General features: G+C 56.3%; 19 protein-coding genes and 1 other RNA gene. 6 read left to right on the top strand and 14 right to left on the bottom strand.

Translation table 11 applies throughout. The annotated features are described in order from the left end of the window. Window positions 1-30 precede the first annotated feature (30 nt). A complete protein-coding gene (gene rimM, locus OE750_RS10285) occupies window positions 31-537 on the top strand; it encodes a ribosome maturation factor RimM (RefSeq protein WP_263764094.1) in 507 nt (168 codons plus the stop codon). Further along, window positions 534-1319: a hypothetical protein gene (locus tag OE750_RS10290; protein WP_263764096.1), complete on the top strand. Its 786-nt coding sequence runs from the start codon at window positions 534-536 to the stop codon at window positions 1317-1319. The genes rimM and OE750_RS10290 overlap by 4 nt, the downstream gene beginning before the upstream one ends. Before the next feature lie 110 nt (window positions 1320-1429). Here OE750_RS10290 and OE750_RS10295 read toward each other — a convergent pair whose 3' ends face one another. The 6 genes from OE750_RS10295 to nudC form a co-directional block, all read right to left on the bottom strand. Further along, window positions 1430-3457 (bottom strand): NADPH-dependent 2,4-dienoyl-CoA reductase, encoded by a 2028-nt coding sequence (locus OE750_RS10295; RefSeq protein WP_263764097.1) that lies wholly within the window; start codon window positions 3455-3457, stop codon window positions 1430-1432. Between the two features lie 72 nt (window positions 3458-3529). Beyond that, the gene (locus OE750_RS10300; protein ID WP_263764098.1) at window positions 3530-3910 is read right to left on the bottom strand and encodes a hypothetical protein; all 381 of its coding nucleotides are present in this window, start codon (window positions 3908-3910) and stop codon (window positions 3530-3532) included. A 10-nt stretch (window positions 3911-3920) separates the two neighbouring features. Further along, a complete protein-coding gene (locus OE750_RS10305; RefSeq protein WP_263764099.1) occupies window positions 3921-4697 on the bottom strand; it encodes a DUF6478 family protein in 777 nt (258 codons plus the stop codon). Between the two features lie 135 nt (window positions 4698-4832). Next, the gene (locus OE750_RS10310) at window positions 4833-5465 is read right to left on the bottom strand and encodes a hypothetical protein (protein ID WP_263764100.1); all 633 of its coding nucleotides are present in this window, start codon (window positions 5463-5465) and stop codon (window positions 4833-4835) included. A 91-nt stretch (window positions 5466-5556) separates the two neighbouring features. After that, a complete protein-coding gene (locus tag OE750_RS10315; protein WP_263764101.1) occupies window positions 5557-6024 on the bottom strand; it encodes an SRPBCC family protein in 468 nt (155 codons plus the stop codon). A gap of 48 nt (window positions 6025-6072) precedes the next feature. Further along, window positions 6073-7044: an NAD(+) diphosphatase gene (nudC, locus tag OE750_RS10320; RefSeq protein ID WP_263764103.1), complete on the bottom strand. Its 972-nt coding sequence runs from the start codon at window positions 7042-7044 to the stop codon at window positions 6073-6075. 165 nt (window positions 7045-7209) lie between these two features. Here nudC and OE750_RS10325 point away from each other — a divergent pair, with 165 nt between their 5' ends. Further along, complete coding sequence (locus tag OE750_RS10325) at window positions 7210-9120, top strand: 5'-nucleotidase C-terminal domain-containing protein (RefSeq protein ID WP_263764104.1); 1911 nt, start codon at window positions 7210-7212, stop codon at window positions 9118-9120. After that, an RNA gene (ffs, locus tag OE750_RS10330) (signal recognition particle sRNA small type) lies at window positions 9118-9215 on the top strand. The genes OE750_RS10325 and ffs overlap by 3 nt, the downstream gene beginning before the upstream one ends. Here the strand turns inward: ffs and OE750_RS10335 are convergent. The 5 genes from OE750_RS10335 to OE750_RS10355 are packed head-to-tail and all read right to left on the bottom strand — an operon-like array spanning window position 9216 to window position 14817. Then, window positions 9216-10895 (bottom strand): amidohydrolase, encoded by a 1680-nt coding sequence (locus tag OE750_RS10335; protein WP_263764105.1) that lies wholly within the window; start codon window positions 10893-10895, stop codon window positions 9216-9218. It abuts the RNA gene before it with no gap. Between the two features lie 59 nt (window positions 10896-10954). Further along, window positions 10955-11974 carry an extracellular solute-binding protein gene (locus tag OE750_RS10340; RefSeq protein ID WP_263764106.1) on the bottom strand — a complete coding sequence of 340 codons (1020 nt, stop codon included), beginning with the start codon at window positions 11972-11974 and terminating at the stop codon, window positions 10955-10957. A 34-nt stretch (window positions 11975-12008) separates the two neighbouring features. Beyond that, complete coding sequence (locus OE750_RS10345; protein WP_263764107.1) at window positions 12009-12815, bottom strand: ABC transporter permease; 807 nt, start codon at window positions 12813-12815, stop codon at window positions 12009-12011. Then, entirely contained in the window at window positions 12808-13719 is a 912-nt protein-coding gene (locus tag OE750_RS10350; protein WP_263764108.1) for an ABC transporter permease, read from the bottom strand. The genes OE750_RS10345 and OE750_RS10350 overlap by 8 nt, the downstream gene beginning before the upstream one ends. A gap of 3 nt (window positions 13720-13722) precedes the next feature. Continuing rightward, on the bottom strand, window positions 13723-14817 hold the full coding sequence (locus OE750_RS10355; RefSeq protein ID WP_263764109.1) for an ABC transporter ATP-binding protein: 1095 nt from the start codon (window positions 14815-14817) through the stop codon (window positions 13723-13725). Between the two features lie 139 nt (window positions 14818-14956). Between OE750_RS10355 and OE750_RS10360 the strand changes: the two genes are divergently transcribed. Beyond that, window positions 14957-15754, top strand: a complete 798-nt coding sequence (locus OE750_RS10360) for a response regulator transcription factor (RefSeq protein WP_263764110.1) — start codon at window positions 14957-14959, stop codon at window positions 15752-15754. On the opposite strand, the gene OE750_RS10365 is transcribed toward OE750_RS10360, so the two are convergent. Continuing rightward, window positions 15751-16644: a LysR substrate-binding domain-containing protein gene (locus tag OE750_RS10365; RefSeq protein WP_263764111.1), complete on the bottom strand. Its 894-nt coding sequence runs from the start codon at window positions 16642-16644 to the stop codon at window positions 15751-15753. The genes OE750_RS10360 and OE750_RS10365 overlap by 4 nt on opposite strands. Before the next feature lie 130 nt (window positions 16645-16774). Here OE750_RS10365 and katG point away from each other — a divergent pair, with 130 nt between their 5' ends. Further along, window positions 16775-18940 carry a catalase/peroxidase HPI gene (gene katG / locus OE750_RS10370; RefSeq protein ID WP_263764112.1) on the top strand — a complete coding sequence of 722 codons (2166 nt, stop codon included), beginning with the start codon at window positions 16775-16777 and terminating at the stop codon, window positions 18938-18940. A 57-nt stretch (window positions 18941-18997) separates the two neighbouring features. Here the strand turns inward: katG and OE750_RS10375 are convergent, their stop codons facing one another. Continuing rightward, window positions 18998-20767 carry an AMP-binding protein gene (locus tag OE750_RS10375; protein WP_263764114.1) on the bottom strand — a complete coding sequence of 590 codons (1770 nt, stop codon included), beginning with the start codon at window positions 20765-20767 and terminating at the stop codon, window positions 18998-19000. Window positions 20768-20770: 3 nt separating this feature from the next. After that, the gene (locus OE750_RS10380) at window positions 20771-21469 is read right to left on the bottom strand and encodes a fumarylacetoacetate hydrolase family protein (protein ID WP_263764115.1); all 699 of its coding nucleotides are present in this window, start codon (window positions 21467-21469) and stop codon (window positions 20771-20773) included. Window positions 21470-21482: the final 13 nt, after the last annotated feature.

Below are 21482 nucleotides of genomic sequence, written 5' to 3' on the forward strand. Positions count from 1 at the left end.
CACATCAGGCCTCTGTGAAGGAGCCCGCCCATGAGCGAGCGTGTCTGTGTCGGCGCCATCGCAGGTGCCTTTGGCGTCCGTGGCGAAATCCGCCTCAAAAGCTTTACAGCTGAACCTCAAGATATTGCAAACTACACACCGCTCTTCACAAAAGACGGAACAAGAAACTTCACCCTCACCATCACTCGCCAGATCAACAACGGCTTCTCCGCCCGCCTCAGCGGCATAGCAACCAAAGAAGAAGCCGATGCCTTGCGCGGCACAGAACTGTATGCTGATCGCAGCCAACTGCCCTCGCTGCCCGACGACGAGTTCTACCACGCCGATCTCGTCGGCCTCACCGTGCTCGATACAGGCGGAAGCGAGCTGGGCCGTGTCAAAGCCGTTCAAAATCACGGCGCAGGCGACCTTTTGGAGGTCCAGACTAAAGGCAGCAGCGCCACGGTGCTTTTGCCCTTCACTAAGGCCGCTGTGCCCACGGTCGACCTTGCCTCTGGCCGTATTATCGCCGACCCCCCCGAAGGTCTCTTTGAATGACACGCGTGATCGTTCACGCGGGCTTTCACAAAACAGGCACTACCAGCCTGCAAGATTTTCTAAACCAAAATAAATCCGCCCTCGCGCCCTACATGGCCTACTATGGGAAAATGGATTTCCTCGACGCTGGAGCCCACGCGCGAATCTACGCGCAGCGCCCTTTCCCGCATCGTTTATTCAAATTTCGCCGCAGCTTGCGCGCATTTCTCGAAAGCATCCCCAATCACTCTACAATCGTGTTGTCGCGTGAAACGTTCTCAGGCGGCATGCCGGGTCATCGCACCCTCTCTGGTCGCCTGATGACATCCTATCAGCGTCCTGCAAAACGCCTTGCAAAAGTGATTATCCAAGAGATCCGCCGCCGCTTCGGTCCCGAAGCAGAAATCACTTTCTTCTATACTACCCGCGAGCGCGAAGACTGGCTCCGCTCTGTTTATGGTCATCTATTACGCTCTATCCGTCTCACAGATGATTACGAGAGCTTCCGCGCTCGCTTCCCTCAGCTTCTCGGCCCCGAAGCCGAAGCACAAAAGCTCACCCGCGCGCTCGCTCCTGTGCAAGTCGTAACAGCCTCTCTGGAGGCCTATGCAACCGCGCCCGAAGGCCCTGCTGCCGCACTGCTCGATATGCTCGCAATCCCGTCGGCAACCCGAAACGCTTTGCGCCCTGTGCCGCGCCGCAACACGGCCAACGCGCCCGCAGTTCAGGCCAGGTTCCTCCGCCTCAACCGCAGCATCAGGAACAGATCAAAGCTGAAAGCCACCAAGAACGCCCTGCTCTAGCGCCGCATAAGACAAGCCCCCGCCTTTTTTATTGCCCAAAATATCCTGAGGGGGTCCGGGGGAGCAAAGCTCCCCCGGCGGGTCGGTTTGCGCAAAGCGCAAAGCGAAACTTAGAGAACCGCCGCCAACCGTGTGCCTTGGTCAATCGCACGCTTCGCATCAAGCTCTGCCGCTACATCGGCACCCCCAATCACATGCACGCGCACGCCCTTGGCTTCCAGCGCATCCGCAAGCGATCTCTCACTCACCTGCCCTGCGCACATCACAATCGTATCGCACGCTATAAGTGTCGGATTGTCCCGCGCCTCACCAAAACTCACATGCAGCCCATCTGCGTCGATGCGCTCGTAATTAACACCACCAACCATTTCGACGTTTTTCATCTTCAGCGCCGCACGGTGAATCCAGCCTGTTGTCTTGCCAAGCCTTTTGCCATGTCGCTCCGCTTTGCGCTGCAAAAGCACCACTTGCCGCGCAGCAGGTTCAGGTTTCGGCCCTTCAGCCGCAAGTCCGCCACGTGTTTGAGAAGGGTCACCAACGCCCCATTCTTCCTTCCATTCCTCAAGGTCAAGCGTCGGGCTCTCGCCCTCCTGGACAAGAAATTCACTGACATCAAAACCAATTCCGCCTGCGCCAACAACAGCAACACGCTTACCGACTTTGGCTTTGCCACGCAGCACATCCACATAGCTCAACACATGGGGCATGTCCTGCCCCTCAATCTCGGGGTCACGTGGCAAAACACCCGTCGCCACGATTACTTCGTCAAATCCGTCTAGATCATCCGCCTGAACATCACGGCCCAGCTCAAGCTTCACACCATGCTTTTTGGCCATCGTGCCAAACCACGTAACAAAGCCCCAGAACTCTTCCTTCCCCGGAATCTGCTTGGCCATGTTAAGCTGTCCGCCGACCTCTTCAAGGCGGTCAAACACCGTCACATCATGGCCCCGTTCGGCTGCCGCAATCGCCGTGCTCATCCCTGCTGGCCCCGCACCGACAATAGCGACCTTCTTGGGCGCATCCGTGGGCTCAAGCTTAAGCTCGGTCTCATAGCAAGCGCGCGGGTTCACCAGACAGGTCGAGATTTTTCCTTGGAACGTATGGTCAAGGCACGCCTGATTGCAGGCAATGCAGGGGGCAATCTCCGCTGCACGCCCTTCTGCTGCTTTCAACACAAAATGAGGGTCAGCAAGGAAAGGCCGCGCCATGCTTACAAGGTCAGCGCAGCCCTCAGCCAGCACAGTTTCCGCCACATCAGGCATGTTAATCCGGTTTGATGTGATCAGCGGAATACCCACCTTCCCCATCAGCTTTTTCGTCACCCAGGCAAAGCCCGCGCGCGGTACACTTGTCGCAATCGTCGGAATGCGCGCCTCGTGCCAGCCAATACCGGTGTTGATCATCGTTGCCCCGGCTTTTTCAACTTCCTGCGCCAGTTGCACAACTTCCTCATGGGTCGACCCGTTGGGAATAAGATCAATCATGCTCAGACGGTAGATGATTATAAAATCCGCGCCTACAGCCGCACGGACCCGCTTCATAATTTCGATAGGAAGGCGCATGCGGTTCTCGTACGAGCCGCCCCAACGGTCGGTGCGTTTGTTGACATGGGTCACAAGAAACTGGTTGATGAAGTAACCTTCCGAGCCCATCACCTCAACACCGTCATACCCCGCGCGCTTGGCATTTGCTGCCGCTGTGGCAAAGTCGGCGATCTGCTTTTCGATGCCGTCCTCGTCAAGTTCCTTGGGCGGAAACGGTGAAATCGGGGATTTTATAGCAGAGGCGCTGACACACTCGGGTCCATAGGCATAGCGCCCTGCATGCAAAATCTGCATGGCAATCTTGCCACCGGCTGCATGAACTCGATCTGTCACAATCTTGTGGTTGGCAATATCCTCATCTGTATACAGCCCCGCCGCACCGGGGAAAACGCCGCCTTCGTTGTTGGGAGCGATACCACCTGTCACCATAAGAGCCGCACCGCCCCGCGCGCGCTCTGCATAAAACTCGGCAACGCGGTTCCAGTCCTTGGTCTCTTCAAGGTTTGTGTGCATCGAGCCCATGATCACGCGGTTTTTCAGCGTCGTATGGCCGAGATCGAGCGGGGCGAGCATATGTGGATAGTGCGACATTGTGAAACTCCCTTGTTGCCCGCAAAATTGCGGCAAAGCGGGCAAATTGTCACTTAAAACGCGGCGTCAGCCTTAACTCGTTTCCACACAATGGCGCCGAAACGCACGCTTGAGCATATCAAGCTCCTGGCGCATGAGCTCGACTTCCGCACGCAGGTCTTCATCCAGCGCTTCACCGGACAGCAGTGAAAAGCCTGCAAGCGTTTCTTCGGTTTCGCTGTCCGCGATAAGCACCGTCCTAATTCCGTCTGAAACCGCTTCGGCCGGAACTGGCACGATCATCTCCCATGTCCCGTTTTCACCAGCCTTCAGGCTCACACCCAGCACTGGCTTGCCGTCAAGCGTTACGCTCAGCTTGGGCGTATCTTCAATCGGTGCCCCATCAGCACGGGTCACAACAGCGTTCCAGCGTGCTTCGATCATGCGCCGCTTGGTGACTACATATTCGCTCATCTTTCGCCCCTCAAAGCTCGGCTCTTGGTCTTCGGCTAAACGTCAGATCCCGAATAGCAATCTGGTTCATCTCGGGTCCCTCAAAGATCAGATCAAGCCAGATCCGCTCAACCCTCTTTTCATTCAACTTGGAGTAAGCCAGATCAAACTCCACAACCACATCCTGCTGGTTTAGCGGCAGTTCTCGTACAATCTGCTCGGTGTTCGGCCCGTGTTTGATGTTGATCCGCGCAAAAATTTCTAGCGGCTTCTCAAATTCCACAATCGTCTGGATGCGCAGCAAGTGTTTACGCAAGAGCCCATGCGCCGCCGCTTCGGGAAGGTCAACAACCACCGACAGGAAAGAACCATCAAACTTAAAAACATCCAGTTGCAACCCATAAGGCGCAAGGTCGGCTTCGCGACGGTTTCTGATCTGGCGCAGCGTCAACTCCGAGTGCTGGCAATCATGAAACAAAGTCACCTCGCGACCCAACATGGATTTGGTTTGTGCCGAACTCAAACCAGGTTTCGGCAGCGCCCCACGCCACAATTCAGGCCGCCACGCCCAGTCTGAATCAAACGGTTTGTCAAAGGCCTGCGAGCCGATCATCGGCAAGGCAAGGCGCTCGTCGGCGATGTGAATAAGCTGGTCCAGCTGGGTCTTCATCTTGCGCGCATCGGCTCGCTCGGCACGCAACTTTTCCAGCCGTGTTTCATATCCACGCCGCGCAGCCCGTTGCCACCGCTTCAAGGAAAGCCGGTATAGCCCGCGTTTAAACGCTGCGCTGCCAAAGGAAAAAGCCATCGTATATTGCTGCCAAAATGCTGTGCGGTTTGAATTGTCACTGTAATGGAAACAAAGTTAACGAAAAGGCCTGATTTCAAGAAACCACTGAACAAATTGAGCTATTTGCACTTTTTCGTCCCTTATAGAACAACACTACTCGGCAACAGCAATGGGGCTCGCGCTCAAGACAGCCTCGGCAAAATCGATCAGAAGCATCTTGCCCGCTTCACCTGCCGCTGCTCCGCCCTTTTCGGAATAAACCGCCAGCCCGATAAGAAAGCCGTTGAACTTCAGTGCTCCACGCCAGTGCTTTGGGTCGCTTTGCGGAATAAGAGTTTCGCCGCCCGATGCCAGATGCACCAAGCTAATGCCATCCCCGTTCTCTAGGTATATCGGCTTCTCGCTTGCAAAAGCTTGCGCCAGTGCTTCAGCGGAAATCTCTTTTTCCGCCAAACCCATAGGTTGCACCTGAAGGGTTAAAATCGCAGCCTCAAGTCCAATGCTGTCAGCGCGCGCATCAAGCGCTGCGCAAGGCGCGAGCAAAGCAAAACCTCCCATACGCCCGGTCTTAAGAGACCGCTTGTCGATGCAATACCCCGCAGGGCCTTTTCCGATCACCCGCTCAGGAACGATTGCAGCACTCGCAAGCGCAAAGCTGCGTTTTTCCCCGCCAGCCTTCAACACAGAACCTGCTTGCCCGTTCGCTGGAAGCTCGGCCAGACAACCGCTCAGCAAGGTGCAAAACACTAGCCCCAAAGTGGCCCGTCTGAATTTCAATGTCGACATATGATTCCGCCTCGGCGCTCGGGTCTGCCCCTATCAGCTTTAACCCTCGAGATATCGAAGCCGGAACTGCGACACAAGCCTTGACGCGCCCCTAGCTAACGCTGTGGTAGCTTTCCTCTGTAGCTTTCGCAAAACCATCTAGCCGTTTGGCCAGCCGCTTTGTAATGCTCCCCCGCGCCAGCTTAAGTGACTGCACCAGCAATCTGGCCGCAAGAGTCTGAGGGTCAAGCTCAAGCTCTATACTCATCCGTGTGCGCTGCTTTGACATCGCCACCAGCTCAACTTGGAGAGTCGCTTCAAGCCCTTTCGTACTGCTCTTAGCAGTCAAACCGTTCGGCGCATCCACCTTCTGAAGTTCGATCCGCATTTTGCGTTGCTTGCCGCGAAAATGAAACATCGTGTTCCAGGCCATACCCGCCGTGGGCTCATCATATGCGTCAAGCCGTGTCACCTCTGCTCCACGCCGCATCGCTTGGCGCGTAAAGCCTTCAAAATCGGACACCGCCATAAAAACATGCTCGATAGGAGCCTCAACATCCTGTTTAGCGGAAAAAATCATACTCAAATGGCCCCTTTAGGATCTTGTGTCGAGTTTCTAGGTTGGCGGCTATGTAAGCCGATCTGCCAGCCAGTTCCAAAGTAAAAAGTGCGCAATCGCACCTTTTCTTGCAGGTTTCAGCACCGGATGCTCACCCGCAAACGCCTGAGCGATCTCCTCCCGGCTAAACCATCGGGCGTCCTCAAGCTCGTTAGGGTCAAGCGTAATCACATCGCTTTCCGCGCGCCCCTCACATCCGATCATCAGCGAACTCGGGAAAGCCCAAGGTTGGCTCGCCAGATAGCCAACATCGCTCACTTCAATTCCCGCCTCCTCAAAGACTTCGCGCCGCACTGCTGCCTCAATGGTTTCTCCTGGCTCCACAAAGCCCGCCAGAAGAGAATACATCCCCTCGGGCCAAACCGCCGAACGCCCCATCAAGACCGAATTACCCTGCGTAATCAGCATGATCACCACAGGGTCAGTGCGTGGAAAATGTTGGGTGTTGCAACTCGGACAAGACCGCTGCCAGCCCGCCATAATCATTTTGCTCTCGGTTCCACACGCAGCACAAAAGCGGTGCGATCTATGCCATCCCAAAACCGCACGCGCCGTCGCTGCAAGCTCCGCATCGCGCGCACTCAGCCGGGTCATCACGCCACGCAACTCCAAAAAGCCCTGCGCTTCGTTAAGCATCGGATGCTGCTGCTCCGTCTGGTCCAAAAATGCCCCAAGCGCCGCCTCATCAACTTCAACAGGAATCCAATCGGATATATCGCTGACAAAAACCAGCTTGCCGCTCTCTTCGCGACCCAGAAGTATCGGGGTTTTCCCGTGCTCTTGCAGCACGACATGATCCATCGGTAACCGCGCCAAACGGTCACGCGCTTCACCCTCCAAAAGCGGCTTGCCCCGCCATAACAAGATCGTCTCCGCCCCGCCCGCTGCGATCGTTTCGGCCAGATGTGCGGACATCCCCCTAATCTCGGCCGCGCGATCAAGATGCGAGCCTCCAAAAGTCACTGTTTCAGCCAGCTTCATAACGTCCTCGTTTTTTCTCTCTGTCTTGTAGCGGGATTGAGAATCCTTGAACACCCGCTGACTATTGCAACAAAGCCCCGCCTGAAAGCACCGCACGCGGGTCAGACGACATCAGTTGATAAACTCAACTATTGCGTGTTAACCTCCCCTCGAAAACAAGCTCTAATGGCACCCAAGCACATAAGGCTCCAGCACCTGACCCAGAACAAAAACACTCCCGCGTCACCCCATGCTGCATGCCTTCGCGTCTTGCAAACATCGGATTTACACGGGCATGTGCTGGCGTTTGATTACAACAACAATGTGCTTTTCAAACATCGCGGCCTGTCGCGCACCGCGCTTCAAATCAAGCGCGCACGTGGAAAGGCCGCCGCCTGTCTCTTGTTTGATTCAGGCGATTTTCTTCAAGGCTCTCCCATCGCCGATAGGCTGGCTTACATGCCTCAAGCTGAAACACAAACAGACCACCCCGTCATCACAGCAATGAACACACTGGAGTATGACGCCGCCACCCTTGGCAATCATGATCTTGATTTTGGCCCTGAACATTTAGCCAAAGCACTGGCAAAAAAGACATTTCCCATCGTCTCGGCCAACGTTCGCTTGCCTCCGGAACTCCTGCAGATCAAACGTTATGTGATCCTTGAGCGCACAATGGCAGGGCACAAATCCCCGATGCGCATCGGTGTCACTGGAATTTTACCTCCCGAAACGCTCGAATCTCCTGCCGCGAAAGACCCGTCAATCGTCTGCGAGCCTGTCGGGCCTGCTCTTGCCCGCGTTCTCGCCGAGATGAAAGAAGCTGGCGCGGATATAACCATTGTTCTCGCCCATTGCGCTGTTGGTTCTGAGGCGCGACCCGAATCTGGCACAGCACTCTCCGACACGCTCTCGGTGCTTCAGAAAGCCGATCTTGTTCTAGCCGGACACACCCATGAAGTCTGCCCGCGGCCCGATGCAAGTCTACGCATAATTCCCGGCGCAGACTTCCCGACTCTGATTCCGGGCGCATGGGGCGAGCATCTGGGTCAAGCCGACCTCTCGCTTGAGCGCAGCAACAATCGCTGGCACATCCGTGAAACACTGCTGAGCACAGAACGCACAGCAGCAAACGCCCCCGAATGCCCCGAGATAGTCGCAGCCCTTGCGGGCCATCACAGCGCAACCCTTGCCGCCGTGGCCGAACCGCTGGGCCAGACCACAGGGCAAATCGACAGCTTTTTTACTCTTGTTCAAGACAACGCAAGCCTTCACCTTCTAGCTGAAGCTTTCGAGGAAAGTGTGCGCCAAGCGGTGCGAGGCACCGCTATTGCCGACGTGCCCGTGCTTTCTGTTATCGCCCCATTCCGCACAGGCGGGCGCGCTGGTCCGTGGCACTACTGCCATATTCCCAAAGGCACAATCGCCCAGCGTGATCTCGACAAGCTCTACAGCTTTCATGACACGCTCTGCGCACTGCGCATTAGTGGCAAAGCCTTGCGCCTCTGGCTGGAAGCGAGCGCCAGTGTGTTCAGCCAAGTGCCCGTCGGCGCGCAAGATGCCCCCCTGCTCAATGGCACATTCCCGGGGTATCTGTTTGATGTCATTCCACAGCTTGAATACGAAATCGACATCTCCCAGCCCGCCGTTTTCAATGCAGAGCGGCGCAGGGTCAGCACAGGCCAAGGCCGCATTACTTCACTCAGCTACAAAGGCAAAACCGTATGCGATGATGCGATCTTCACTCTCGCAGCAAGCTCATATCGCGTGCAAACCTTCTGGCCCGACATCCCCGAAGCCTTACGACCGCAGCTCATTCTGGATACAGGCGAGCCCTGCCGCAACGTTCTCGGCAGTTACATCCGCAGCAAAGGAACAATTCGCCCTGCTACCAGCCCCTCGTGGCGGTTCAAGCCAATGCCGCACACCAGCGCACTTTTCCTGACCTCACCCAAGGCGGCCAGCTCCCCCGCAAAGGGCATCGAATTCATACGCCACACGCCTTTCGGCTTTGCAGAGATGCGCCTGTCGCTCTCGGGCACAGGCTGCGCGCAAACCCTTGCGAATCCGGCGGGAGCATCCTATATCGGCCAGTGAGAGGTTGGCGCGGGCAGGCGCCTCGCCAACCCGGTCAGATCCGGAAGGAAGCAGCCGCAACGAGACCCGCTTGGGTCGTGTTCAACCTCTCACCCTTATCCCCGTTCAAATGTAATTCGACCGTTGCAAATGGTCATAACCGCTTGTGCCGCGGTGATGTCTGCGGGTGCGAGAGCCGTCAGATCGTGGCTCATCACAGCAATATCTGCCATCATCCCAACACTGAGCTGTCCCTTGCGCGCTTCGTTAAACTCAACCCAAGCATTGCCCTTGGTGTAGCTTTCCAGCGTGTCAGAAAGGCTCTGCGTCTGGTCCCGCCACTTCTCACCCAGATCAAGCGGCGCAATCGCAGCCTTCACACTCGGCATTACATCCACAGGGATCACAGGCCAGTCTGTCGAAAAAATCACCTTCGCCCCTGTCGCGCGGATATCCTGCCACGCATAAGCACCCGCAATCTGATGATCGTGGAGGCATTCCCCGACACCCGTAGGCGGGAAAATATGCCCGATCGGCGCATGACCCGGCTGGATCGAGGCCACAATGCCAAGTTCGGCAAGCCGCGGAATGTCATCGACATGCATCACTTCCAGGTGCTCGATACGGTGACGGCTGTCTCGTTTGCCATTGGCCTTCTGCGCGGCCTCCAAAGCATCAATAGTGCGCCGGATACCTGCATCACCGATAGCATGAACGGCAATCTGGAAGCCCAGTCGATCCGCCTCCACACAAGCCGCCACGAAATGCTCTTGGGTAAACACCTCTTCGCCGGTGTTACCACCTTCTCCCAGCACTCCGGGGTATGGCTCAAGCATCAGCGCCGTGCCGCTCTCGACAACGCCGTCGATGAACATTTTGAAATGCGCACTCCGCACCATATCGCCCTGAAAGCGCGCGCGCATCGCTGGCGCTTCCTCTGCAATCCGTTCAATCGGGTCTGTGCCCTTAAAGTGAAACGGCACCTCGCAGCGGCACAAAAGCCGCCCCTCGGCTTCAAGCTCGCTCAACAGCTCCGCCTGATAAATATTCCCGTCCATCAAGTGAAGCCCGGTGATGCCCTGCTCCGCACAATGCGCAAGCCCTTGGGCAATCACGTTCTTGTCCATTTCCCGTTCGGCTGGTGTCGCAGGCGGCACAGGGTCTTTTCCCGTGGTCAAACCCATCATTTCACGGCCTCCATGGCGCGTGAGAGCAAGCACAGGGCCGTAAGCCCCAGGCTCCAAAAGCTCACCACTGGCCAAGCCGTCGTCTCCCATAACAATCTCGGAACCGGCATCAACCTCGCCGCCCTGCAAAAGCCCTGTCGCTTCAAGCGCAGCGGTATTCGCCCAAACGGTGTGGTGATCAGGCGCAAACATCGCCAAGGGGCGGTCTTTCAGTATCTGGTCAAGGTCGTGGCGTGTCGGCGTCTTGCCTGTGCCCAGAATCATGTAGTCGCACATCACACAAAAGACGAGCTTGTCCTCGGGGTTCTCGTCGGCATAAGGGCGAATGACCTCGGCCATCCCCTGCAGCCCCTCAACGCCATAAAGGCTGAGACAGCTAAGTTCGACAGCCCCCCCGAACAAATGCACATGGCTGTCGATAAACCCGGGCAATACCGTGCCGCCCTTAGCGTCGATAATCCGCGTTTGCGGCCCCGCCATCGCACGGATGTCCTCACTCGCGCCGACAGCAGAAATCTTGCCATCCGCAATCGCCAGCGCTTCAGCCTCAGGCTGGCTGTCGTCAAAAGTCATCAGCGCGCCATTCAACACAATAATATCGGGGGTCATTCTGCTCTCCGCAAAAAAAGAAAAAGGCCCCGCTTTTATACAGCGGGGCCCAAAGGGATTTATTTCTGAAGTTCAGTCCAGATTGCGGTGTAAAGCTTGGTCGCCTCAGGCGGGCAAGTCTTGGCCACATAGGCAGCACCTTTCAGCTCCGCAGGCACAACAATCTCGGGTGCTGTTTGCATATCTTCAGGCATAAATTCTTCCGAACCTGCAATCCCGTTGGCATAACGCGCAAACGCAGAAAGCATGGCAGCATTTTCAGGATCCATGATGAAGTTGAGGAACATCTTGGCTTCATCTACGTTTTTCGCGTCAGACACGATGGCCGCGTTGTCCATCCAGACAGGATACCCTTCCTGCGGATACCCAAACGCAATGTCGGCGTTCTGCTCACGCGCACGGAACGACGCACCGTTCCAGTTCACACCGGCTGCCACATCGCCTTTGGCGAATTTTTCGATCATACCGTAATCCATCGAGAGCCAGTTCGTTTTGGCCGCTACAAGCGTGTCGCGCACTTTCATGAGGACTTCCTTGTCCGCCGTGCATTGCTCACCACCGACATATTGAATGGCCATGCCCATCACGTCGTTCATTTCCGGCACAACGTTGATCTTGCCTTTCAACTCTTCGGGCGGATCAAAGATAACAGCAGCGGTGTTGATATCCCCGCCATAAATCCCCGTATTCACTGTCACACCAACAGTGCCCCACTGCCACGGAACAGTGTAGTTACGGCCCGGATCGAACTCGACATCAACCCACTGGGGGTCCATGTTTTTGAAGTTTTCCATCTCGTTCGGCTTTGACTCCATGAGCAAGCCTTCAGAAATGAAAATCGGCACATATGTCCCCGATGGAACAACAATATCAAAACCGTGGCCGCCCGCTTTCAGCTTGGCCATGGCTGTGTCATTGCTGTCATAGTCGGTGATCGTCACCTTGATACCAGTCTCTTTCTCGAATTTCTCGATCATCTCTGGTGATGTATAGTTACCCCAGTTGTAGATGTTCAGCTCGCCGTCCGCATAAGCGGGGCTTGCCAGGACCAGAGCCATGGCTGCGATTGTCTTTTTCATTTCAAGTCTCCCTGTTTAGGTTTTTGTAGTTGGTTTAATTCTTGATTTTACTGAGCAACGTGAAGGCAACAACCATCGTCACGGAAATAGCAACCAGCACCGTCGAAATCGCGTTAACTTCCGGGGTAATCACACGGCGCAACTGGCCAAGCATATAAGTCGGCAGCGTGTCTTGCCCTGCCGATTTAACAAACTCTGTGATCACTACGTCATCCAAGGATATCACAAAAGCCAGCATCGCGCCTGCCAGAATACCCGGCCAAAGCTGTGGCAGTGTCACGCGGCGAAATACCTGAAAGGGCGTAGCGTAAAGATCGGCTGCCGCCTGCTCAAGGCTCAGGTCCATGCCCTGAAGCCGTGCACGGATCGGCAAGTAGGCAAAGGGAATACAGAATGCCGAGTGCGCAACGACAAGATACAGAAGCCCCGAATAGCCTGTGGCCACTTTAATCATCGCAAACAAAATCAGAAGCGCTACAGCCGTGACAATCTCGGGAACCATGAGCGGCTGGTTGATCATTGCAAAGACAGCACTTTGCCCTTTGAACTTACGCGTGCGCGTCGTCGCCAAGGCAGCCAACACAGCACAGGTCGTCGCTGTCAGCGAAGCCCAAAACGCAAGCACAAGACTGCGCACAGTAGCTTCTTGCACCTGCTCGTTGGCCCAGGCCGATTGATACCAACGCCAGGAAAACCCTTCCCAGATAGCAATCGAAGTGCCCGAGTTAAACGAGTAGGTCACCAACAAAACAATCGGCAGATACAGCATCCCGAAACAGACCAATGCGATTGTCGTAAACCCGGTCTGGCGCCGGATATTAAAACCCTTGTTCTTAGCCATGCTTCACCTCCTCGTTACCAACCGCGCGCACGTAAGCCATGAGCGCAACCATCACGATCGCAAGAAGCGTAATCGAAAGCGCTGCTCCCAGCGGCCAGTTCCGCCCTTGGCCAAACTGCAATTCAATGAGGTTACCGATCATCAAATGATTGCCCCCGCCCATAACGCGCGGCGTCACATAAGCGCCGAGCGACGGAACAAAAACAAGGATCGAGCCAGCAATCACACCCGGCTTGACCAAGGGGAAAATAACACGGCGCAACACCTTCATTCGCGTGGCGTAGAGGTCATATCCTGCCTCCACGAGGCTGAAATCCAGTCTCTCCATCGACGCATAAAGGGGCAGAACCATCAGAGGCAGGTAAACATAAACCATCCCCAGCGCGATCGAGAACTCGGTATAAAGGATCTGGAGCGGCTCATCTATCATCCCGAGTGACATCAAAATCGTGTTCACAGTGCCTTCGTTGCGAATAAGCTCAACGATAGCAAATGTGCGGATAACAAGGTTGGTCCAGAACGGTATCATGATCAGCAGCATCCAGAGATCACGATGCTCTTTGCGCCGTGTCGCAATGAAGTAGGCCGTTGGAAAACCGAAGAAAATACACACCAATGTTGTGATCAGTGACAGCTTCACCGAACGCCAGAAAATGCTCAGGTGCGCATCCGACAAGCTTAGCGTGTCGTCAAAAATATCGCGCTGCATAAACACATTAAACCACGCGTCCGCCGAGAAGCCCCACTCCACTCCGCCATAGTCACCCGCTGTGAGAAACGAATAAACCAGCGTAATCAAAAGTGGCCCGCTCGCGGCAATGACCAGAATAAACAACGCGGGCGCAAGAAGCATCCAGCGGACACGAGAGGCGCGCTTTGCCGCCTTGTGAGAGAGATCCGCCATGCGCTAGTCCCTCAATACTTGCGCGACATCCGCGCCAAATTTCACACCCACCCGCGATCCCTTTTCAAACTGCGAAGCGGCGTCAGGCGTATTTTGCTGACGCAAAACAAATGCGGTGCCGTCATCGAGCGCCACATGATAATGGGTGTCGGTCCCGAAGTAGACGATATTGTCGAGCGTGCCCGCAAGTATCCCTTCGCCTTCACCTGAAAGGCTTGCGTGCTCGGGCCTGATCGCCAGTGTCACCATGCCCTTGCCCTCAGTGCCTTCCTGCGCGCGCGCCATCGTGGTTTTCCCCGACGACAACCGCACCTCTGCTGTCTGCCCCGTCGCCGAAACCAGTTCGGCTTCCAGAAAGTTTGTATCGCCAATAAAGTCCGCAACAAACCTCTCGGCAGGATGGTCGTAAATGTCACGTGGACCGCCAATCTGGCGGATCGAACCCGCACTCATCACAGCAATACGGTCCGACATGGTCAGCGCTTCTTCCTGATCATGCGTCACAAAGATAAAGGTAATTCCCGTCTCGGTCTGAAGCCGCTTCAGCTCAAGTTGCATTTCTTTGCGCAGCTTGAAGTCGAGCGCGCTCAATGGCTCGTCCAACAGCAAGACTTTCGGCTTGGGCGCAAGTGCACGTGCCAATGCCACCCGCTGTTGTTGTCCGCCCGAAATCTGGCTGGTCTGGCGGTCCGCCATGGCGGTCATCTGGACAAGCTCCATCATCTCATCGACCGTCGCTTTAATTTCGTCTTTCGGTTTGCCCAGCATCTCAAGCCCGAAGCTGATGTTCTGCGCCACAGTAAGATGTGGAAAAAGCGCATAGCTTTGAAAAACCGTATTCACAGGCCGCTTGTGCGGCGGCAGATCAACGATATTTTCACCAAACATCTCGAGCGTGCCTGAGGTCGGGCTTTCAAAACCCGCAATCATGCGCAAAAGCGTGGTTTTGCCGCAACCCGATGGCCCCAGAAGGGTGAAAAATTCATTATCGGCAATTTCAAGGCTCGCATCCGCCAACGCCACAACGGGGGGGCTCCCCTGATAAACCTTTCGTAGATTTCTCACGCTGATTGCAGAACTCAAATCGCTTCTCCCCATCGCGCCATACCGGCGCTATCTGTCACTAAGGGCTCTTTTGACCCTTTGTTTATTCTTTCAAGACTACGCAGATTACCCCTTCACGTAATACCCCGATTGGGGTAGTTTTTGAAAAAATATGATCATATTAGGGGTATAAATGGCCGAAAATCTATCCCGCCGCGACGTGATCCGCCTGCGTAAAGCAATGACGAGCACACAGAGCGATTCCTTTTTCTATCATCTGCGCAATCTCCTACGCGCCAAGCTTCACTTTGACACTCTGTTGATTATGCAGTTTCAAAAAAGTGGCACACCCCGCTTGCATAACGGCTGGTTGCGGCGCACTGCCGCTTTAGAAGGCGCAATGCGACAATATCTGGCAGGCGCATACCGGCTCGATCCCTTCTATCAGTATCCGGCGCCTCCGCAGGACGGCGCGATGTATCGCCTCTCCGAGATCGCCCCCGACCGCTTTTTTACCAGCGAATACTATCTGCGCTACTATCGTAAAACCCAACTTTGCGATGAAATCGGACTGCTCTGCCCGCTCGAAAACGGCAGTATCGCTCATCTTTCCCTTAGCCGCCGCGCACAAGCCGGCCCCTTCAAACGCAAAGAACTTCAATGCCTCAGGCATTACAGCCCCCTACTGCTAGAGATGCTCCGATCCCATTGTAACTTTCGCGCACAGCACATGGACCAAAACGCCGAAACGCCTTCCCGCCCGCTCTCGCAAATTATCCGCACCGAGGCCGCCGAAACGCTCGGCGTCAAGCTCACCAAACGTGAAACACAGGTCGCTGAACTGGTGCTTCAAGGGCATTCCAACCCTTCCGCGGCGCTCAAGCTCGGCATGGCCTATGAAACAGCGAAGGTTCACCGGCGCAACATCTATCGCAAGCTTGGCATTTCTTCACAGGGCGAACTTTTCTCGCTGTTCAAAGATGTCATCTAGGCTTCCGCAGCAGCCGAACGCACAACAGCCGCCACATCCCGCAACTGCGCAATCAACGGGCTACTCTTGCGCCAGACCATCCCGACAGTGCGCGTAGGTTCGGGGGCCGCAAACCGCGCCAAAGCAACAGCCGCCGAGCGCGTCTCGACAGGCACAGCCATCTCCGGAATAAGCGTGACACCCATTCCCGCGCCTACCATCTGCACCAATGTCGACAACGAACTCGCGTCAAACCCGTCACGCGGGCGAACCTGCGGCAGCGAGCAAACCGAAAGCGCCTGATCGCGAAAGCAGTGCCCTTCCTCCAAAAGCAAAAGCCGCATCCTGCTGAGGCTATCGGCACTCGGTATAGGCAAATCAGAATCCCCTTCAGGGCGCACCAAAACAAAGCTCTCCTCAAAAAGCCGGACTTCCTCAAAGCTCGGCTCCGAAATAGGCAAAGCCACAATAGCTGTATCCAGCCGGCCCTCATCAAGCTCCGCCAAAAGCTTTGACGTCACCGTCTCTCGTACCTGAATATCAAGCCGGGGGTATGTCGCTGCCAGCGCCTTAAAGACCCGTGGCAAAAGGTAGGGCGCAATCGTCGGAATAACCCCGAGGCGCAAACGGCCGCTGAATTCCTCCTGCGCCTTACGGGCCATTTCCCCAAGCTCTTCCGCCCCACGCAACACTTGTCGTGCATGGCCGGCAAAATCCTCGCCAAAGGCCGTCAGCCGCACCTGCCGCGCGGCGCGCTCGAACAAGGCCATGCCAAGCTGCCCTTCAAGCTCCTTGATCTGCATTGAAAGCGCGGGCTGCGAAACAGAGCACACTTCCGCAGCACGCCCGAAATGCCCTTGGCTCGCCAAAGCTTCAAAATAACGCAACTGTCTCAAGGTGATATTCGCCATAAGCATTTCCTATCAAGATGATTAGAAAATGCAACTTATTCCTATCGAAGCTCTCGGTTAGACTGTCGCAGGAAATGCAAGATTCGGTGCAGACCCCTGCATCACTCATACTGTTAGGGAGATATTCAAGATGGACGGAAACAACATAGGCAAATGCCCGGTCATGCACGGGGGCAACACGGCCTCTGGCAACGACAACATGGAGTGGTGGCCAAATGCCCTCAATCTGGAAATCCTGCACCAGCACGACTCCAAGACCAACCCGATGGGCCCAGACTTCAATTACCGTGAAGAGCTGAAAAAGCTAGACGTTGGCGCATTGAAAAAAGACCTCACAGCCCTGATGACCGACAGTCAGGATTGGTGGCCCGCCGATTGGGGCCATTATGGTGGCCTGATGGTGCGCATGGCGTGGCACGCGGCTGGCTCTTACCGTCTCGCCGATGGCCGCGGTGGTGGTGGCACAGGCAACCAACGCTTCGCGCCTCTCAACAGCTGGCCCGACAACGCCAACCTCGACAAGGCACGCCGCCTTCTCTGGCCCATCAAAAAGAAATACGGCAACAAGCTCAGCTGGGCCGATCTGATCTTGCTCGCGGGCAATGTCGCCTATGAATCCATGGGCTTCAAAACCTTCGGCTTCTCCTTCGGCCGTGAAGACATTTGGCACCCCGAGCTCGATACATACTGGGGCGCAGAAAAAGAATGGCTCGCACCGTCAGACGAGCGCTACGGTGATGTCGAAAACCCCGCCACCATGGAAAATCCCCTCGCTGCTGTGCAGATGGGCCTGATCTATGTAAACCCCGAAGGCGTAAACGGCACACCCGATCCGCTCAAAACCGCAGAGCAGGTCCGTGAAACGTTCGCCCGTATGGCAATGGATGATGAAGAAACCGTTGCGCTCACAGCAGGCGGTCACACCGTCGGCAAATGCCACGGCAATGGCGATGCCGGCCTGCTCGGAGCAGAACCCGAAGCTGCCGATGTCCAGGAGCAAGGCCTTGGCTGGAACAACCACACCTCTCGCGGCGTAGGGCGCAACACTGTCACAAGCGGCATCGAAGGCGCATGGACAACGCATCCGACACAATGGGACAACGGCTATTTCGAGCTGCTGCTCAACCATGACTGGGAACTCAAGAAAAGTCCGGCTGGCGCTTGGCAGTGGGAACCCGTCAACATGAAAGAGGAAGACAAGCCCGTTGACGTAGAAGACCCGTCAATCCGCTACAACCCCATCATGACAGATGCCGACATGGCCATGAAAATGGACCCGAAGTATCGCGCAATCTCCGAGCGGTTCTACAACAACCCCAAGGAATTTGACGCAGCCTTCGCCCGTGCATGGTTCAAACTGACCCACCGCGACCTGGGCCCGAAATCAAACTACTTCGGCCCCGAAGTCCCACAGGAAGATCTGGTCTGGCAAGATCCTGTCCCCGCTGGGTCTACAGACTATGATGTCTCCGCCGTCAAAGCCAAGATCGCTGCAAGCGATCTGACCCTTTCAGAAATGGTGAGCACCGCATGGGACAGCGCCCGCACCTTCCGCGGCTCTGATATGCGCGGCGGCGCAAACGGTGCACGCATCCGTCTGGCTCCACAAAAAGACTGGAAGGGCAACGAGCCTGCCCGCCTTGCCCGTGTGCTCGGTGTGCTCGAAGGCATCGCAGCCGACACCGGCGCAAGCCTTGCCGATGTCATCGTGCTGGCAGGCAACCTTGGTGTCGAGCAAGCTGCCAAGGCCGCAGGCTTTGACATTGAAGTTCCGTTTGCTCCGGGTCGTGGCGATGCCACCGACGAGATGACCGACGCTGACAGCTTTGATTATCTGGAGCCACTGGCCGACGGTTATCGCAACTGGCAGAAGGAAGACTATGTGGTCTCTCCCGAAGAAATGCTGCTCGACCGCACGCAACTGATGGGTCTCACAGCACCCGAAATGACCGTGCTGATCGGCGGTATGCGCGTCATGGGAACCAACTACGGAGGCACCAAACACGGCGTCTTCACCGACAAGGAAGGTGCCCTGACCACTGACTTCTTCGTCAATCTGACGGATATGAGCAACACCTGGAATCCGGTTGATAGCGGCCTCTACGAGCTGCGCGATCGGGCCTCGGGGGCCGTCAAATGGACAGCAACACGCGTTGATCTGGTCTTCGGATCGAACTCGATCTTGCGTGCCTATGCCGAAGTTTATGCCCAAGATGACAACGCGGAGAAATTCGTGTCCGATTTCGTTGCCGCATGGACAAAAATGATGAACGCCGATCGCTTCGATCTGGCATAAGCTTCACCGCAAACCAGAGGAAAAGGCGCAGCTTTCGGGCTGCGCCTTTTTCGTTCCTCACAGCATCAGAACACCTGCGCCACCCTCACAAAGCCTGCCAACAAGCTCCATGCGCCGCCCCGTGATCTTACGGCTGTTCAGATTGCCCTTGGCCGTCACTTCACCCGCGCCAAGCTGCGGTGGCTCGGCCAGAAACAGCGCAGCGCCAACCCTGCGGCTCGCCCCCGAATGTGCCGCATTCCAATCCGTCAGCCGTTCCCTCAGAGCCGCCAAAGCACGGGCGCAAATCATCATATCCCCCGCTTCGTCAAGGCTCATCCCGTTCGCGACAAACACCTCACGGTCAGGCACAAGCATCACCCCGATCTGCTCCTGCCCCTCCCCCACAATCACAAGGTCGAGCGCCAGAGGTTGCAACCAGTCCAGCAATGCCTCGCGCAGCTCGGCCACACGCACCCATGTTCCGCTCGAAAGCTTGAACTCTTCCGAAAGCCGCCCCTCAAAGCGCAGCCCCTTGTTGGCATCTTCTGGGTCGACAAACGAAACCGCGTCTTCCGTGCGCAAATAGCCCTCCCCGTCAAAAGCTTCAGCCGTTTTTTCGGGCGCACCGTGATAGCCCTTAAAAATACTCGGTCCCTTCACGCGCAGCTCATAGCGTCCTTCTTCAAGCGGGCACAGCTTCACATCAACACCGCTCACGGGCACACCCAGCCCGCCCGCCTGACCGCCCGGCTCATGCGGTAAAATACAACATGGCGCAGTCTCGGTCATACCCCAGGAGGTTGTCATCAACGGCGTTGAACCTGCTGCACGTGCCACCCGTTCAAGCCCCTGCCAAATATCCTGTGGCAAGACAGCGCCCGCATAGAACAGCATATCCAGCCGGCCAAAAACATGCGCCGCCAGCGCGCTGTCTTTTTCCAGAGCCGCAAGCAGCATCCCATAGCCCACAGGTACGTTAAACATCAGGCTCGGCTGCACCATTGCAAGGTTTTCCAAAGTGCGCTCAAAACGCCCCTGAACTGGCTTACCATCGTCGATGTAAAGGCTCCCGCCATTGGCCAACATCAGGTTAAAGTTATGCGAGCCACCAAACACATGGCTCCACGGCAGCCAATCCACAATGCACGGTGGCGCATCACCCAAAAACGGCAGCGCCCCACGCAGCTGCGCTTGGTTCACACACATCATCTCCTGCGTGGTCAAAACGCCCTTGGGTCGTGAGTTCGATCCGCTGGTCATCAATATCTTCGCCAGCGTTTTGGGTCCGACTTGTCCATAAGCCACCTCAAGCGCACCGCTCACAGGTGTCGCACACATCAAGTCAAGATCAGCGGCGCTCACCCGCTCGGCCTTCACAAGCTCAAGGGCCGCGCCAAAACGCTCAAGGTCTTCCGCATAAACAAGGGCCGGTTTTACATCCCGCGCAACCTCGGAAACCCGCCCACGCGCCTCGGGGATCAGTGCATATTGTTCCGTCAACGGCACAAGCGGCACACCGACATACTGCGCCGCCAGCGCCAACAACCCATGGCGCACAGAATTACCCGACAAAACAAGAATGGGCGTATCGGCCGTTAGTCCACGTTGCAAAAGCGCGCTCGCAATCCCCTGAACTTTGTCCAGAACCTCAGCGTAGCCCAGTGTATACCACCCCGCACCTTGTCGCTCGGCAAGGAACACCCGTTCAGGTGCGGCCTCGGCCCAATGATGCAGCCAAATACCCGTCTTTTCGGCCACAGGCCCAAGCGGATGCCCGGAGCGTAAATGCAATGTCCCGTCCACGTCGCGGCCAACACGCACCCGATGAGGCAAATAACGCGTCACAGCCTATTCCGCGGCCGTCAGCTCAAACATCACACCCTCAAGCCCGTCAATCTTGCCGCTGATCTTGTCACCGGCCACAACTGGCCCAACGCCCGCAGGCGTGCCCGTCAGAATGATGTCTCCCGCGCCCAGATGATAATACTGCGAAAGATGAGAAACGATCTCGGCACAGCTCCAAACCATATCGCCAAGACTCGCATCCTGCTTCACCGCGCCATTCACCTCAAGATGAATGCGCCGGTCAGCCAACGCATCAAACTCCGAAGCTTTCGTAAGCGGGCCGAGCACAGCAGAGCCCTCCACATCCTTGCCGAGCGACCATGGCCTGCGGTTGTCTTTCCCGTCTTGCTGGCGGTCGCGCCGCGTCATATCAAGCGCTGAACCGTAAGCGTAGATTGCCGCCTGCGCTTCGGCTTCACTGGCGCGAAACACAGGTCCGCCCAGCACAAAAGCAAGTTCCATTTCGTGATGATAATTCTCTGTTCCGGGCGGGTAAGGCAACACCGCCCCGCTTTTCACCGCATGGGCCACCTGCTTCGTGAAATACCAAGGCGCCTCGCGGTCAACTTCACCGCCCATCTCGGCGGCATGGGCAACATAGTTGCGCCCCACACAAAATATCCGCCGCACAGGATAAAGCCTGGCCTCGCCCTGCACCTCAAGCGCAAAGACCTCTGGCGCATCAAATATGTAGTCGCTCATGGCATTCTCCCTC

Origin of the sequence: Lentibacter sp. XHP0401 (genome assembly GCF_025751535.1) — a bacterium.
Taxonomy (GTDB): Bacteria; Pseudomonadota; Alphaproteobacteria; order Rhodobacterales; family Rhodobacteraceae; genus Lentibacter.

Bases quoted from the DNA above. Each gene is read 5' to 3' on its own strand.
- rimM (WP_263764094.1), top strand. From the start codon at position 31: ATGAGCGAGCGTGTCTGTGTCGGCGCCATCGCAGGTGCCTTTGGCGTC.
- OE750_RS10290 (WP_263764096.1), top strand. From the start codon at position 534: ATGACACGCGTGATCGTTCACGCGGGCTTTCACAAAACAGGCACTACC.
- OE750_RS10295 (WP_263764097.1), bottom strand. From the start codon at position 3,457: ATGTCGCACTATCCACATATGCTCGCCCCGCTCGATCTCGGCCATACG.
- OE750_RS10300 (WP_263764098.1), bottom strand. From the start codon at position 3,910: ATGAGCGAATATGTAGTCACCAAGCGGCGCATGATCGAAGCACGCTGG.
- OE750_RS10305 (WP_263764099.1), bottom strand. From the start codon at position 4,697: ATGGCTTTTTCCTTTGGCAGCGCAGCGTTTAAACGCGGGCTATACCGG.
- OE750_RS10310 (WP_263764100.1), bottom strand. From the start codon at position 5,465: ATGTCGACATTGAAATTCAGACGGGCCACTTTGGGGCTAGTGTTTTGC.
- OE750_RS10315 (WP_263764101.1), bottom strand. From the start codon at position 6,024: ATGATTTTTTCCGCTAAACAGGATGTTGAGGCTCCTATCGAGCATGTT.
- nudC (WP_263764103.1), bottom strand. From the start codon at position 7,044: ATGAAGCTGGCTGAAACAGTGACTTTTGGAGGCTCGCATCTTGATCGC.
- OE750_RS10325 (WP_263764104.1), top strand. From the start codon at position 7,210: ATGGCACCCAAGCACATAAGGCTCCAGCACCTGACCCAGAACAAAAAC.
- OE750_RS10335 (WP_263764105.1), bottom strand. From the start codon at position 10,895: ATGACCCCCGATATTATTGTGTTGAATGGCGCGCTGATGACTTTTGAC.
- OE750_RS10340 (WP_263764106.1), bottom strand. From the start codon at position 11,974: ATGAAAAAGACAATCGCAGCCATGGCTCTGGTCCTGGCAAGCCCCGCT.
- OE750_RS10345 (WP_263764107.1), bottom strand. From the start codon at position 12,815: ATGGCTAAGAACAAGGGTTTTAATATCCGGCGCCAGACCGGGTTTACG.
- OE750_RS10350 (WP_263764108.1), bottom strand. From the start codon at position 13,719: ATGGCGGATCTCTCTCACAAGGCGGCAAAGCGCGCCTCTCGTGTCCGC.
- OE750_RS10355 (WP_263764109.1), bottom strand. From the start codon at position 14,817: ATGGGGAGAAGCGATTTGAGTTCTGCAATCAGCGTGAGAAATCTACGA.
- OE750_RS10360 (WP_263764110.1), top strand. From the start codon at position 14,957: ATGGCCGAAAATCTATCCCGCCGCGACGTGATCCGCCTGCGTAAAGCA.
- OE750_RS10365 (WP_263764111.1), bottom strand. From the start codon at position 16,644: ATGGCGAATATCACCTTGAGACAGTTGCGTTATTTTGAAGCTTTGGCG.
- katG (WP_263764112.1), top strand. From the start codon at position 16,775: ATGGACGGAAACAACATAGGCAAATGCCCGGTCATGCACGGGGGCAAC.
- OE750_RS10380 (WP_263764115.1), bottom strand. From the start codon at position 21,469: ATGAGCGACTACATATTTGATGCGCCAGAGGTCTTTGCGCTTGAGGTG.